The 12,832-nt window shown below is 68.6% G+C and carries 14 protein-coding genes; 2 read left to right on the top strand and 12 right to left on the bottom strand.

Going from position 1 to position 12,832, the window contains the following annotated elements:
• Positions 1-5 precede the first annotated feature (5 nt).
• From ACQP06_RS06465 to ACQP06_RS06430, 8 genes are read right to left on the bottom strand one after another with little or no spacing between them, the layout of a single operon-like run.
• Positions 6-962 carry an MlaD family protein gene (locus tag ACQP06_RS06465; RefSeq protein WP_433671170.1) on the bottom strand — a complete coding sequence of 319 codons (957 nt, stop codon included), beginning with the start codon at positions 960-962 and terminating at the stop codon, positions 6-8.
• Positions 959-2,092 carry an MlaD family protein gene (locus ACQP06_RS06460; protein ID WP_433671168.1) on the bottom strand — a complete coding sequence of 378 codons (1,134 nt, stop codon included), beginning with the start codon at positions 2,090-2,092 and terminating at the stop codon, positions 959-961. The genes ACQP06_RS06465 and ACQP06_RS06460 overlap by 4 nt, the downstream gene beginning before the upstream one ends.
• Positions 2,089-3,171: an MlaD family protein gene (locus ACQP06_RS06455; RefSeq protein ID WP_433671166.1), complete on the bottom strand. Its 1,083-nt coding sequence runs from the start codon at positions 3,169-3,171 to the stop codon at positions 2,089-2,091. Before ACQP06_RS06455 ends, ACQP06_RS06460 begins: the two co-directional genes overlap by 4 nt.
• Positions 3,171-4,172 (bottom strand): MlaD family protein, encoded by a 1,002-nt coding sequence (locus tag ACQP06_RS06450; protein ID WP_433671164.1) that lies wholly within the window; start codon positions 4,170-4,172, stop codon positions 3,171-3,173. The genes ACQP06_RS06455 and ACQP06_RS06450 overlap by 1 nt, the downstream gene beginning before the upstream one ends.
• 29 nt (positions 4,173-4,201) lie before the next feature.
• A complete protein-coding gene (locus ACQP06_RS06445; protein WP_433671162.1) occupies positions 4,202-5,200 on the bottom strand; it encodes an MlaD family protein in 999 nt (332 codons plus the stop codon).
• Positions 5,197-6,228 carry an MlaD family protein gene (locus ACQP06_RS06440; RefSeq protein WP_433671160.1) on the bottom strand — a complete coding sequence of 344 codons (1,032 nt, stop codon included), beginning with the start codon at positions 6,226-6,228 and terminating at the stop codon, positions 5,197-5,199. The genes ACQP06_RS06445 and ACQP06_RS06440 overlap by 4 nt, the downstream gene beginning before the upstream one ends.
• A gap of 3 nt (positions 6,229-6,231) precedes the next feature.
• Positions 6,232-7,095 (bottom strand): ABC transporter permease, encoded by an 864-nt coding sequence (locus tag ACQP06_RS06435; protein ID WP_433671158.1) that lies wholly within the window; start codon positions 7,093-7,095, stop codon positions 6,232-6,234.
• Entirely contained in the window at positions 7,095-7,931 is an 837-nt protein-coding gene (locus ACQP06_RS06430) for an ABC transporter permease (RefSeq protein ID WP_357095820.1), read from the bottom strand. Before ACQP06_RS06430 ends, ACQP06_RS06435 begins: the two co-directional genes overlap by 1 nt.
• Positions 7,932-8,331: 400 nt before the next feature.
• Between ACQP06_RS06430 and ACQP06_RS06425 the strand changes: the two genes are divergently transcribed.
• A complete protein-coding gene (locus ACQP06_RS06425) occupies positions 8,332-8,547 on the top strand; it encodes a nuclear transport factor 2 family protein (protein ID WP_357095817.1) in 216 nt (71 codons plus the stop codon).
• Between the two features lie 26 nt (positions 8,548-8,573).
• On the opposite strand, the gene ACQP06_RS06420 is transcribed toward ACQP06_RS06425, so the two are convergent.
• Positions 8,574-9,662, bottom strand: a complete 1,089-nt coding sequence (locus tag ACQP06_RS06420; RefSeq protein ID WP_433671155.1) for a calcium:proton antiporter — start codon at positions 9,660-9,662, stop codon at positions 8,574-8,576.
• A 115-nt stretch (positions 9,663-9,777) separates the two neighbouring features.
• Between ACQP06_RS06420 and ACQP06_RS06415 the strand changes: the two genes are divergently transcribed.
• Entirely contained in the window at positions 9,778-10,509 is a 732-nt protein-coding gene (locus ACQP06_RS06415) for a VIT1/CCC1 transporter family protein (protein ID WP_433673252.1), read from the top strand.
• Positions 10,510-10,530: 21 nt separating this feature from the next.
• On the opposite strand, the gene ACQP06_RS06410 is transcribed toward ACQP06_RS06415, so the two are convergent.
• The 3 genes from ACQP06_RS06410 to ACQP06_RS06400 form a co-directional block, all read right to left on the bottom strand.
• On the bottom strand, positions 10,531-10,968 hold the full coding sequence (locus ACQP06_RS06410) for a hypothetical protein (RefSeq protein WP_433671153.1): 438 nt from the start codon (positions 10,966-10,968) through the stop codon (positions 10,531-10,533).
• Positions 10,969-11,000: 32 nt separating this feature from the next.
• On the bottom strand, positions 11,001-11,564 hold the full coding sequence (locus tag ACQP06_RS06405) for a hypothetical protein (RefSeq protein ID WP_433671152.1): 564 nt from the start codon (positions 11,562-11,564) through the stop codon (positions 11,001-11,003).
• A gap of 154 nt (positions 11,565-11,718) precedes the next feature.
• Positions 11,719-12,741 (bottom strand): zinc-dependent alcohol dehydrogenase family protein, encoded by a 1,023-nt coding sequence (locus tag ACQP06_RS06400; protein ID WP_433671150.1) that lies wholly within the window; start codon positions 12,739-12,741, stop codon positions 11,719-11,721.
• Positions 12,742-12,832: the final 91 nt, after the last annotated feature.

The following is a 12,832-nucleotide window of genomic DNA, read 5'->3' as shown; positions in this document are numbered from 1 at the left end:
AACTGCTACTTCACCTCGACCTGCACACGCACGGCACCGTCACCGGTGGACGCGAGCGCCTGCGAGATCAAGCTGCTGATATTGATGTGCGGCCCCGCCGTGCGCGCCGCGTCGGCGAGCGGCTGCAATTGGGGTGCGAGGGTCTTCAATTCGGGCCCGGCCTGCCGCAACCATTCGGTCAGCCCGGCCAGGAAGGGTGCCAGTCCGTTGCCATCCACATATGCCTGGGGACCGGGGGCACGCTCGACGAGTCTACCGACCGCATTGATGAGCTGCTCGAGCGACTGCTCGAACTGCACGAATGCCGGTGCGGCAGCCGCGGTCGCCGCACCCATGCCTTCCATATTCGAGGCCGCGGCTTGGAAGCTGTTGAGTAGCTGGGCAATCTTGGGCTCGCGGCTCAGAATGGCCGCGGCCAGCAGGTCGCCCGCGCGGGTCAGATTCGGCATGGCCGAATCGGTGTCGTGGAAGGCGGCGCTCAGCGTGCTCGCGAGCGAGGCGGCCACCGTGGGATCGAGCTGGTTCATGACCTTGTTGACCAGTCGCGACACCTCGGGAATCGACAACGGCGACTTCACCGCCGCGGCGTCGAGCCGCTGACCGTCCTCGATATACGGACCGCCCGCGGTGCGGGGCCGGAACTCCACGAACGGCTCGCCCAGCGCGGAGAGCTGCTCGATGGTGATGTCGGAGTCGGTCGGCAGTCTCCGGTCGCCGTCGATGCGGAAGCCCACCTCCACGCCGCGCGCGGTGGAGTCCACCGAGGTGATCTTCCCGACCCGCATGCCGGTGAGCAGGATCGGCGAACCCACGCTCAGGCCACCGGAATTCGCCATCACCAGTGACGCGTCGGTGTGGTGCGCGAACGGATCCGCCCGCACCACCCCGAAGGTCAGATAGCTCGCACCCACCACGGTGACCACCGCGATGCCGCCCAGCGACGCCACCGAACCCCACTTCATCGCACCGCTCCGATCATGCGCAGCCCGGACAGCATGGTGGTGACCTGATCGTCGCGGGACACCGAATCCGCGTGGATGCCGGTCACATTCACCTTCGGGCCGTTCTCGACGAAGGGAATCAGCTTGTCGCGCAACAGCGAGACCAGCAGCGACAGGTTCGAGGGCACCGACAGATCCAGCGGCTTGCCCGACAGCGCCAGCGGCGCGAAGGACTGCGTCACCGGATCCAGCGCGGTGGCCAGCGGGGCCAGCCACACCAGCGACTGCCCGAGTTGCCCGAGCACCGCGAAGATCTGGGTGACGCCCTTGATGGAATTGGTGACACCGGTCATGGCGTCCACCGACTCCTGGCTCAGCTGGTGGTCCAGGAAGTCCGCGCGATCGTGCAGCACCTGGGCGTTCACGCCCAGACCGTTGAGCAGCTTGTCGACCTGATCCAGGTTCGCGGCCAGATCCACCGCGTTCCCGGCGGCGTTCTGCGCGATCCGCTTGGTCTCGTTCGGATCCTGCGGCAACACGGCATTGAAGTGATTGATGATGTCCTGCAACTGGTTCACCGCCCCGCCCTGGGTGAACGCGGCCAGCGCGGCCATGGTGTCCTCGAGCTGCACCGGCGGCCGGGTGTGGTCCTGGGTGATGGTGCCGCCGTCCTTCAGCAGCGTGCCGAAGCCATCCGGCGGCGTGCTCAGGGCCAGGTGGATGTCGCCGAGCACGGTGTTCTGCCGCAACTCGGCCACCGTATTCGTCGGCAACTGGACCTTCGAGGAGACCTCGGCGTCGACCACGACGTACCCGCCGCGCCTGCCCGCGTTCGCCGAATCCACCACGCGCACACCGTCGACCGTGCCGACCTGCGCGCCATTGGCGATGACCTTCGCCTTGGCGGGCAGGTTCAGCACATTGCCGAACTCGATGTGGATGCGATAGGTCGAACCCGAGACGCCGGTCCCCGGCACCGGCACCGCCGCCGGATCGAAGGCGCAGCCGCCCACTCCGGCCAGCAGCCCCGCCGCCAGGACGGCCGCGCCGACGCGCTCCAACCGACGCCGTGACGGGGCCGTCCCCACCACGGTCCCGAGGCGACCGGCGGCCGCGGTGTCGAGCTGGAAGTTCCAGCGTCCGATTCTCATCGCGCACCTGCCATTCCGAGCACCAGGGGCACCAGCGGGACGTTCACCATGCCGTTGGCGGCGTCGGTGCAGCTGCCGGGGGTGACCGCGTTGAGGGCGGCGCAGACCTGCTCGGACTGCGGGGCCGGGAGCGCCGCCCGCGGCGAACCGTAGGTGACGCCGTTGCCCATCACGTTCTGGGCGGCATTGGTCAGCACCGGCATCTTGCGCACCACCTCCGAGAGCGAGCCGACATTGGCGCGCAGCAGGCGCACCAGCGGCAGCGTGTCGTCGAGGGCGCGCATGATCGGGTCACCGGCGATGGTGGCCAGATCGTTCAGCATGGGCAGCAACTCACCCAGTCGATCGATGAGTTGCGCACCGGGAACGAGCAATTCGGCGCTGGCATTGTTCAACGCCGGGCCCAGGCGCAGCAGCATGGAGCGCAGATCGCCCCAGTGCTGCTCGACCTTCTCGCCCACCGAGGCGAAGGCGTCGAAGATGCCCGCCAGATGGCCGATGTCGGCATCCGGTTGCGCCAGCGCCGAACCCAGCTTCTTGACGATCTCGTTGATCTGCGGGCCCGTGCCCTGAGTGGCCGCGTCCAGCCCGGATAGCCCGTGCGCCAGCGCGTCCGGGGCCTGCGCCTGCTGCAACTGCGAGGCCAGGTCGGCCAGCGCGGTCAGGGTCTCCGTAATGCTCTTGGGTGTCAGGGATTTGGTGATGCACTTCGACGAATCCCAGTGCGCCAGGTTCTTGCCGCCATTGAGCACCGCCAGATTGCGATCGGCCACAATGGAATCCGAGACGGTGGTGGCCGCGGCGTCGGCGTACACCGGGTACTTCGCGTCGACGGAGAACTTCACCTTCACCTTGGTGCCGTCGGAGTCGACGGAATCGACGGTGCCGACCGGGATTCCGCGCATGGTCACCTTGTTGCCCGCGTACAGGCCGACCGCGTCGGGCATGACGGCGCAGTAGGCCACCGTCTTCTTCATCGGGTCGAACCAGACGAAGTAGCCGACCACGGCCAGCAGCACCACGACCATCGCGCCCGCGACCGACATGAACGCCTGCGAGCCGAGCATCCGCTTGAACATCAGCAGTCCTTCCCGGGCACCGGAACGCACACCTGCGGCTGCGCGGGGAGAGTCACCGTCTGCTGCGAGTGGTCGACGGTGACGCCGCCGTCCGGAATCACCAAGTCCGACAGCTTCTTCTGCAAGTCCTGCGCGGCGTTCAGCGTCGGCTCGAACTTCTGGCCGAGCTGCTCGAGCCGGGTGATGGCATCGGTGAGCTGCGGCTTCAGATCCGACCAGGTCGGCTGCAAGCCGCCCAGGCGGCCGAGCACGTCACTGAGCAGGCGGATCGCCTCCGCCATCTCCGAATGCTTGTCGTCGAGCACGGTGACCAGCAGGTTGGCATTGTCCATCAGCCGGCCCAGGTCCTGCTTCGCGCCGTCGTACATGCGCACGTACTCGTCGGCCACCGACACCGCGTTCGACACCTGGCCGCGCTGCTTCTCCAGCGCGTCCACGTAGGTGCCGACCGTGCGCAGCGTGGTGCGCAGGGTGTCGGGCGCACCGTCGATCGAATTGCCCAGGGCCGCCAGGTTCTGGTTCAGCGTGGAGCCGTCGATCTTGGCCAGCGGGGTGGCCGCGTCCTGGAAGGTCTCGATCAGGCTGTACGGCAGGCGCACCCGGTCCGCGGGAATGGCCGCCGAACCGAGCGGTTTGCTGCCCGCCGGGAACACCGCCACGTAGTGGCCGCCGACGATCGTGAGCATGCGGATGTCGAGGGAGGTCTGATCCCCCAGGAACACATCGGATTTCACCGTGAAGCGCATGACGACCTTGTCCGGCTTCAGTTCCAGGGACTTGACCTCGCCGACGGAGATACCGGCCACGCGCACGTCGTCGCCCGCCTTCACCGACTGCGCCTCGGACAGTTCCGCGGTGTAGGTGTGCTTGCCGAACGGGATCACGTACAGCGCGCCGGCGGCGGTCAGGCCGAGCACGACCACGATCGCGCCGATGACGCCCTGCCGCAGATGCCGCTTCTGCTTGGTCGCCTCGTCGACGACGCGGTCGTCACGCTTCAAGCTGATTCCCTGAAGAGCGCGCGGCAATCTCATCCGTTGCATATCGCCACCTGCTGTCCCGACACGAGCACCTTGACCACCGCCGGCAGTTCCGCGGTTCCCTTGCTGCACACCGGCTTCCATCCGCTCGGACTGGCCGGCAGGGCCGCGTCGGCGGCGCTCAGCACGGCGGGCAGGCGGCCGAGGACCGCCACCGCCTCCTTGGCGTCGGGGAAGATCTGCCGGATCAGCGCGTCCACGTCGGAGCCGCTGTTGATCCCCAGCGTGCGCAGCAGGTTGTCGATCGGCCGCAGCACCGACGGCGCGGTCACCGCGAATTGCGCCAGCCCGCCGATGTTCTGCTGCAATGCCTCGAAGATGTCGGAGAGCTGCTTCAGCAGCGGCACCAGGTAGTGCACGCGCCCGCCGAGCCGGTCCGACAGATCCGACATATTGCGGATCAGCGTCGAGATCACCTGCTGCCGGTTGTCCACGTACGACGCCAATTTCCCGATCGCGTCCATGGCCGGGCCCAGCCCGCTGCCGTCGCCCTCGATCAACGCCACCATGCTCGCGCTGAACTGGTTGATCGCCTCCGGAGAGATGGTCTGCAACACCGGCTTCAGGCCGTTGAACAGCTGCGTCACATCGAACGACGGCACCGTGTGGTCTTCCCCGATGCGCGCGCCCGCGGCGATGCGATTGCCCGGCTGCGGCTGCTGCTGCAGGTCGATGTACCGCTGCCCGGTCAGATTCTGGTAGCGGATGGCCAGTTTCGAGTTGTCGTACACCGGCGAATCGGTCTTGACCGACACCTGCACCCGCGCCTTCGAACCCTCCAGTCCGATCTGCTTCACCTTGCCGACCTGCACACCGAACATGCGCACGTCATCGCCGACCTTGAGGCCGTTGGCATCGGTGAAGATGGCGTCGTGGGTCTCGGTCCGCCCGGACACCGGACGCTGAATCGCGGTGAGCACCAACAGGAGCACCACCCCGATCACGCTCGCGAACAGGGCCAGCCGCCAGCCCGCCTGCTTCACATTCATCGCGCACCTCCCAGCAGCGGCACCGCGATACCGGGCATGCCCTTCAATTCGACCTGCACGTTGAGCACCGGCCCCTGCCCGTTGTCGGGCATGGCGGCGCGCAGCCGCTCCAGCAGCAGGCGCAATTCGGCCGAGGACTGCTGCGGCTGCGGCACCATCTGCGCGAGCGCGGTCAGCACCGGCACCAACATGTCGGTGCTGCCGGAGAGCTGAGTTCCGGCCTGCGAGAACGTGGCCGCCAGCGCGGGCAGCAGCTGACCGGTGACGGTCGCGACGCCCTTGTCATAGGTGGCGCGGTCGGTCTGCAGACGCTGCATGCTGCGAATCAGGTCCACCACCTGCACCGTCGCGCCCGCGAACTGACCGCCGCCGTCGAAGGCCGGACCGAGCTCGCCGAACAGCTGCGACATCGGCATCTTCTGGTTGTCGGTGATGGTGCGCTGCGCGGTGATCAGCGCCTGCGCCAGCGGCGTGAACGCCTGGGTGTCGGCCGCGGCCTGCGCGATGACCGAGGCCATCTGCGGCGTCAGCACCGACCCGCCCACCTGCGCGGCGCTGCGCAGGATCGAGCCCATGGTGGCGTCGTAGACCTCGCTCGCGCGGCGGCCGGTGAAGTCCAGCACCGTGCCCGGCCGCAGCGGGGAACCGCCCGCGCCCCGGCGCAATTCGATCTCGCTGATGCCGAACAGGTTGGCGGGCGCGTAATCCACCCGCAGGCTGTCGTCGAGGCCGAACAGCTTCGAATCGTCCAGGCGCAGCGAGATCTGCTGGGTACCGTGCTTGTCCGGAGCGATCTCGGTGACCTTGCCGACCACCACGCCATCGGCGCGCACATCCGTGCCGACCAGCACGCCGTCACCGACCTGCTCGGTGCGCAAGGAGATCGGCATCCCCGGCTCGTCCTGCTGCCATCGATACAGTAGCGCCCATCCGGCGACCACCGTCACCACCAACGCCAGCGCCACCGTGCCGACCGTCATCGCGCGCTTGCGATCGACGGCCACACCCGGCATTCCGTAATTCGGCATCCCCTACCCCGTGAACGTAATCGCCGAGTTGAAGCCCCACAGGGCCAGCGACATCACCATGTCCATGGCCACGATGGCCACCGACGACGCGCGGACCGCCTTGCCCGAGGCGATGCCCACGCCCTCCGGACCACCGGTCGCGAAGAAGCCGAAGTAGCAGTGGATCAGGATCACCACCACCGCGAACACGGCCACCTTCACCACCGCCGCGATCACGTCGAAGCCGGAGACGAACTGGAAGAAATAGTGGTCGTACACACCGGCCGAGGCCCCGTGCACCAGCGTGATCAGCCCGCGGCAGGCCGCGTAGGACAGGATCAGCGCGATCAGGAAGGTCGGCACGATGGCCACCGCGCCCGCCAGCACGCGGGTGGTCACCACGAAGGGAACCGAACGCAGACCGAGGGATTCGATGGCGTCGATCTCCTCGGAGATGCGCATGGAACCGATCTCCGCGGTCATGCGGCAGCCCGCCTGCGCCGCGAAACCGATGGCCGCCACGATCGGGGCCAGTTCACGCGTGGTGGCGTACGCCGACACCAGACCCGACACCGGGCCCATGCCCAGCATGTCGAGCGTGGTGAAGGACTCCACCGCCACCGACGCGCCCATGACCAGACCGAGCACGATCATCATCGGAACTGTGCCGCCGCCCACGATGACCGAGCCGCGGCCCCAGGTCATATCGCTGATGGCGCGCATGGTCTCCGCGCGATACCGCTCGAGCGTCAACGGAATCGACGACAGCACCTGCCAGACGAAGGCCAGCGTGAAACCCAGGTTCTCCACCCGGCGCAGGATCAGGCCCCGCTTGCGATAGGCGCGCGCGAACGGGCCCAGCCCCTTGGGCACGTAGGTAGCCGACATCAGGCCAGCCTGGTGGGCAGGAACAGATCGGTGATCTGCGTGGCGACCAGATTGACCGTCACGATCGACACCACCGACAGCACCACCGCGGCGTTCACCGCGTCGGCGACACCCCGCGGGCCGCCCTTCGCCTCGAGCCCGCGCTGGCAGGCGATGATCACCACGAGGAATCCGAAGATGACGGCCTTCAACAGCGACACCCACACATCGGCGGTGGTGGTGAAGGACCCGAAGGTGGACCAGTACGAGCCGGGCGTCACGCCCTGCCCGCCGATGGCGACGCCGTACCCGGCGAGCACGCCGACGAAGATGATGAGCACGTTCAGCAGCGGCGCCACGAAGACCATCGCCACCAGCCGCGGGATCACCAGGCGGTGAATCGGGCTGATGCCCATGGTGTTCAGCGCGTCGATCTCCTCGCGAATGGTGCGCGCGCCCAGATCCGCGGCCAGCGCCGCCGCGCCCGCGCCACCCAGCAGGAAGCCGGTGGCCAGCGGTGCGCCCTGCTTGATGACGCCCAGGCCGCCGGTCGCGCCGAGCAGCGAATCCGCGCCCAGGGTGTGGATCAGATTGCCCACCTGGACCGAGACGATGACGCCGAACGGAATCGCGATGAGGATGGCCGGGATCGCGGTGACCGTGATCAGCCGCCACGCCTGCAGGATCGCCTCTTTCCACTGGAACTGGCGACGCGCGATATCGGTGAAGGTCCCGACCACGGCTTCCTCGGCGATGCCGACCGCGCGGCCGAAGGTGCGCAGCGACGCCACCGAGGTGCTGGAGAAGTTGTCCCGGACGATGCGCACAGCGGACCGGCTCTGGACGGCCCGGGTCATCGGGGGACTACTTCTTCGAGACGCCGGAACCGACGCGGGGTGACGAGCTTCAAATTTCTTCTCCGTGATCGGCAACACTGCCTGCCATCAAAGCTAATGGTTACCCGGAGTTACAACAAATCGGACTCGAGTGTGACCGGAGCCTCCAAGTTACCGATGGGTACCAGGCTCGTCGGTCCCGGTCAGCGGGACGGCGACCCATGTGACCTGGGATTCTAGAACGTGTTATCAGAGCGGAACGGCTATAACCATGATCCGCGGCACCCTCCGAGCAGACCCCCCGAAAGGGGGTTTCGCGGCCCTCGGCCATACCCGAAGCCGCATCGAGTGATCTCTCAGCAACCCTCGACTTCCCGGCGAACCCGCGCGTAACCCGGACACTGCGTGTTCACTGTCGCGTGTGGACAACACGGTGTCGGCGGTCCTGCGCACGATCGAGGCCGGCGACTGGGCGGAATTCGCGAAACTGGTGCACCCCTACGTGCACTGGACCGAGGACGGCGTCACCACGCGCGGGCGCACCCGGGTGATGGCGCTGCTGTCCCGGCACCACGCCACCGCACCGGCGACGTCCGTCGAACTACGCGACGGCCAGATCTACCGCTGGACCTCGTGACCCGTCTCCGGATCTCGTGACCCCGCTTACGGGCTGACCGCGAGAAAGACGAAGGCGGAGAACAACACCAGGTGCACACAACCCTGGAGCAGGGTCGCGCGACCGGGCACCACGGTCAGCGCGCCGACCACCACGGTCAGGGCCAGCAGCACCATCTGGGTCGCGCCCAGGCCGAGCATGAGCGGGCCCGAGATCCAGATCGAAGCCAGCGCGATGGCGGGGATGGTCAGGCCGATACTGGCCATGGCCGAACCCAGCGCCAGATTCAGCGAGATCTGCACCCGGTCCCGGCGCGCGGTCCGCACGGCCGCGATGGTCTCGGGCAGCAGGACCAGCATCGCGATCACCACACCGACCGCGGACGGCGGCAGCCCGAGGGCCGCGATCCCGTGTTCGATATTGGGCGATTCCACCTTCGCCAAACCGACCACTCCGATCAGGGCAACCAGCAGCAAACCCAAGCTGCGCAGCGACTCCCGACGGGTCGGCGGTTCCTCGTGTTCGTCCTCGCCCGCCGCGGCCGAACCCTCGACGGGCAGGAAGTCGTCCGGGTGCCGGACCGTCTGCACCATCACGAACACTCCGTAGAGCACCAGCGAGGCCACCGCGGCGAAGATCAGCTGCGAGGCCGAGAAGACCGGACCCGGCTCACTGGTGGTGAAGGTCGGCAGCACCAGACTCAGCGTGGCCAGCGTCGCGACCGTGGCCAGCGCCCCGCCCGTACCCTCGGCATTGAAGACGGCCACCCGCCGGCGCAACGCTCCCACCAGCAGGGACAGCCCGAAAATGCCATTGCACGTGATCATTACGGCGGCGAAGACGGTGTCGCGGGCCAGCGAGGCGGACTTCTCACCGCTGGACACCATGAGGGTGACGATGAGGCCGACCTCGATGATGGTCACCGCGACCGCCAGGATCAGTGACCCGAACGGCTCCCCCACCCGGTGCGCCACCGTCTCCGCGTGATGGACCGAGGACAGCACCGCGCCGATCAGCCAGACCCCGACCAGAACCGCCACCGTGGAGTTCAGCTCCCGGCCCCAGGTCACCGTCAATATCAGTGCCGCCGCCAGCGGAAGGATGACCGACCAATACCGCTTGCAGAAACCCACCATGGCCCCCATCGTTCCAGCAAACCATCCGCTTCCTCCGGAAGTGGGAGCCATGCCTCGCCCGATCACGCTCCCGCATGAGTCGTGAACCGTGAATTACGCTGATCAGGTGGACGACATCGGAGCCGGGACCGCCGACACCACGGCGCCGCACCCGCACGAGCCGCACGACACCGGTCTCTCGGCCAAACTGAACTGGCTGCGCGCGGGCGTGCTCGGCGCCAATGACGGCATCGTCTCGACCGCCGGTCTGGTGGTCGGCGTCGCGGCCGCCTCCACCGACTCCGACGCCATTCTCACCGCGGGCATCGCCGGACTCGCCGCGGGCGCGATCTCCATGGCGGTCGGCGAATACGTCTCGGTCAGCACCCAGCGCGACACCGAACGCGCCCTGCTGTCCAAGGAGAAGCGCGAACTGGCCGAGGAACCCGAATACGAACTGACCGAACTCACCGGCATCTACCGGGCCAAGGGCCTGAGCGAGGAAACCGCGCGCCAGGTGGCCGCGGAGCTCACCGCGCACGACGCCTTCGCCGCCCACGCCGAGGCCGAATTGGGTTTGAACCCACACGATCTCACCAACCCGTGGCACGCCGCGCTGTCCTCGGCCATCTCCTTCACCATCGGCGCGCTGCTGCCGCTGATCGCCATCCTGGTGCCGCCGGTCCAGTGGCGCATCCCCGTCTGTTTCGCCGCGGTGCTGGTGGCGCTGGCCATCACCGGATCGGTCAGCGCCCGGATGGGCGGCGCCAACCCGCGCCGCGCGGTGCTGCGCGTGGTGCTCGGCGGCGCGATCGCCATGGCCGTCACCTACGGAATCGGCCAGCTCGCGGGCGTCGCCGGAATCTAGTGGGCCGATCGGGGATCCGGGTCACTCGGTGGGTGGCCCCGGTTCGACCGGCGGCGCCGCAGGCAGCTGCACCGGACCGGCCTCGCCGGCGATGACCACCGGCACGTCCACCGGACGCGGCGGCCCGGGCGGCAGCGGGGCCGGACGCACGGCCGCCGGGGCCGGAAGCGGGACGGGCGGAACCGGATTCGGCGCCGCCGGATTCACGCCCGGCGCGTACGGAACCTGAACCGCCGGAGCGATAGTCGGCGGATGCTGGGCCGGAGCGTGCGGATCGTGGCGCAGCCGAGGCACATTCACCACCGAGGTGTCGGCGACCGGACTCTCCGCCGAGAACGTGATCAGCACGCCCACCCCGACACCCGCCGCCATCAGCACGGCCGCGAGCAGGACCTGCCCCAGGCGACGCGGATCGAGATCACCGGTGTCGCGCCGGATTTCGTCAGCGGTTCCGAGCATGGCTGTCCTCCTTCGGATTCCGCGGCGCGCGGCTAGGGCGCGGGTGGCGGGGGCGGGGGCACCAGGAACGGCAGGATCGGGGCGAGAATGTCGGGCAGTGCGGGCGGCGGAGGCGGCGGAGCCGGGGCGGGCGCGGGTTCCGGGGCGGGCGCCGGAGCCGGGGCGGGCGCCGGCGCGGGCGCGACCTCGACCGGGGGCGGCGGCGGGACGTAATGCTCGGTTTGCGGTGCGGGAGCGGGATTCTGCGCCACCGGGGCGGGCGGTGGAGGCGGCGGCGCGGCGGGACCGGGGGTCGGGGCCGGGGCCGGGCCGTGCGGCGGAGCCGAGGCGGGGGCCGGGACCGGTGAGGTGGTGGCGTCGACCGGCCGCTGCGAGGTACTGGGCGCCGGGCCGGCCGGAGCGTCGGGCCCGCCGGGGCTGTTCAAGCTCTCCCACAGAGCGCCGCCGATCAGGGCGACCACCATGCTCAGCGACAGCGCCACGAGTCCGGCCAGCATCTTCGGCGACATCGACCCCGGTGCGCTCAGACCCGGGGTGCCTTCGGCGGACGCTTCGTCCGCCGCCTCGGGTCTCTCGTGCACCGCGCCCACCGTCACCCGGGAACTCCTTCGGTCGAAGCGAAAGCCGTAGATCCGAAAAGCCACTCCTTCAAGCACGCTACACAGATTTGCCGAATTGCAGAACCTTCCACTTGATAAGGAAATCGTTCCAGGTGGATATCTTTTCCAACTGATTGCCAACAGATAGCGGTCACTTCATGGCGATCACCACCTTGCCGAACGGGTCACCCTCCATGAAGTAGCGGTACGCCTCGACCGACTCCTCGAACGGGTACACCCGGTCGATCACCGGCCGGACCTCGTGCTCGGCCAGCGCGGCGTTCATCGCCTCGAAATCCGCCCGGCTGCCCACCGCGATGCGGCGGATCGACACGAACTTGCCCCCGAACAGGCTGGGCGGCTGCGGCTGTCCCGGCGCCGGCGGGAACGCCCCGATCAAGGTCACCTGCGCGTTGTACGCCGCGGAGGCAACGGATTTCGGCAGCGTGGGCATGCCGACGGCCTCCACCGCGTGCTGGACGCCTTCGCCGCCGGTGAGCTCGAGCACCGCCCGCTCCCACTCCGGCACCCGGACCCGGTCGATCACCTCGTCGGCGCCCAGTTTCCGCAACCGCTCCGCCTTCTCGGCCGAGGACGTGATCGAAATGACCCGCGCCCCCAGCATTTTGGCGTGCTGCACCGCCGCCAGCGCCACCGTGCCGGTGCCGGTGGTCAGCACGGTCTCCCCCGGCCCCGCCGGGATCGGCTTGGTCAGCGCGGCCCAGGCGACCAGTCCCGCGCAGGTCAGCGACGCCGCCTCGGCATCGGTGAGATGCGCGGGCACGTGGACCACCGAATCCTCCTCCAGCAGTATGTAGGTGGCGAGCCAGCCGTCGTGGTTCGCGCCGTACTGCTGGGCGGACGCCGCCTGCAACTGCGGTCCGTCGTTCCAGGAGACGAAGTAGGTGCCGGCCACCCGGTCGCCGATCGCGGCTCGGGTCACCTGGTCGCCCTTCGCGATCACCTCGCCGACGCCGTCGACCAGCGGCACGACGCCGGGACGGGCGGGCAGCACATAGCTGCCCTCCAGCAGCATGATGTCGCGGCGGTTGAGCGCGGTGGCGCGCACCCGCACCACGACCTGGCGCGGGCCCGGCACCGGGATCTCCTGCACTCGGGTGGTCAGCCCGGCGAGGCCGCGCTGCGATTCCAGTTGGTAGGCAATGCCGTTCATGTTCTTCTCCGTGGGTTCGAGTCCGGTTGTCGAGAAGCGAGTCTGTGCGGTCCGGCGAATCCACGCGATTCCCCGCAGGGAATGATCGGAT

Source organism: Nocardia sp. CA-136227 (assembly GCF_050955695.1).
Taxonomy (GTDB): domain Bacteria; phylum Actinomycetota; class Actinomycetes; order Mycobacteriales; family Mycobacteriaceae; genus Nocardia.
The sequence above is the reverse complement of the archived record's forward strand: the minus strand, read 5'-3'. Positions and strand labels throughout refer to the sequence as shown.

Coding starts and splice junctions, on each gene's coding strand:
- ACQP06_RS06465 (WP_433671170.1), bottom strand. CDS start 962: ATGAAGTGGGGTTCGGTGGCGTCGCTGGGCGGCATCGCGGTGGTCACC.
- ACQP06_RS06460 (WP_433671168.1), bottom strand. CDS start 2,092: ATGAGAATCGGACGCTGGAACTTCCAGCTCGACACCGCGGCCGCCGGT.
- ACQP06_RS06455 (WP_433671166.1), bottom strand. CDS start 3,171: ATGTTCAAGCGGATGCTCGGCTCGCAGGCGTTCATGTCGGTCGCGGGC.
- ACQP06_RS06445 (WP_433671162.1), bottom strand. CDS start 5,200: ATGAATGTGAAGCAGGCGGGCTGGCGGCTGGCCCTGTTCGCGAGCGTG.
- ACQP06_RS06440 (WP_433671160.1), bottom strand. CDS start 6,228: ATGCCGAATTACGGAATGCCGGGTGTGGCCGTCGATCGCAAGCGCGCG.
- ACQP06_RS06435 (WP_433671158.1), bottom strand. CDS start 7,095: ATGTCGGCTACCTACGTGCCCAAGGGGCTGGGCCCGTTCGCGCGCGCC.
- ACQP06_RS06430 (WP_357095820.1), bottom strand. CDS start 7,931: ATGACCCGGGCCGTCCAGAGCCGGTCCGCTGTGCGCATCGTCCGGGAC.
- ACQP06_RS06420 (WP_433671155.1), bottom strand. CDS start 9,662: ATGGTGGGTTTCTGCAAGCGGTATTGGTCGGTCATCCTTCCGCTGGCG.
- ACQP06_RS06410 (WP_433671153.1), bottom strand. CDS start 10,968: ATGCTCGGAACCGCTGACGAAATCCGGCGCGACACCGGTGATCTCGAT.
- ACQP06_RS06400 (WP_433671150.1), bottom strand. CDS start 12,741: ATGAACGGCATTGCCTACCAACTGGAATCGCAGCGCGGCCTCGCCGGG.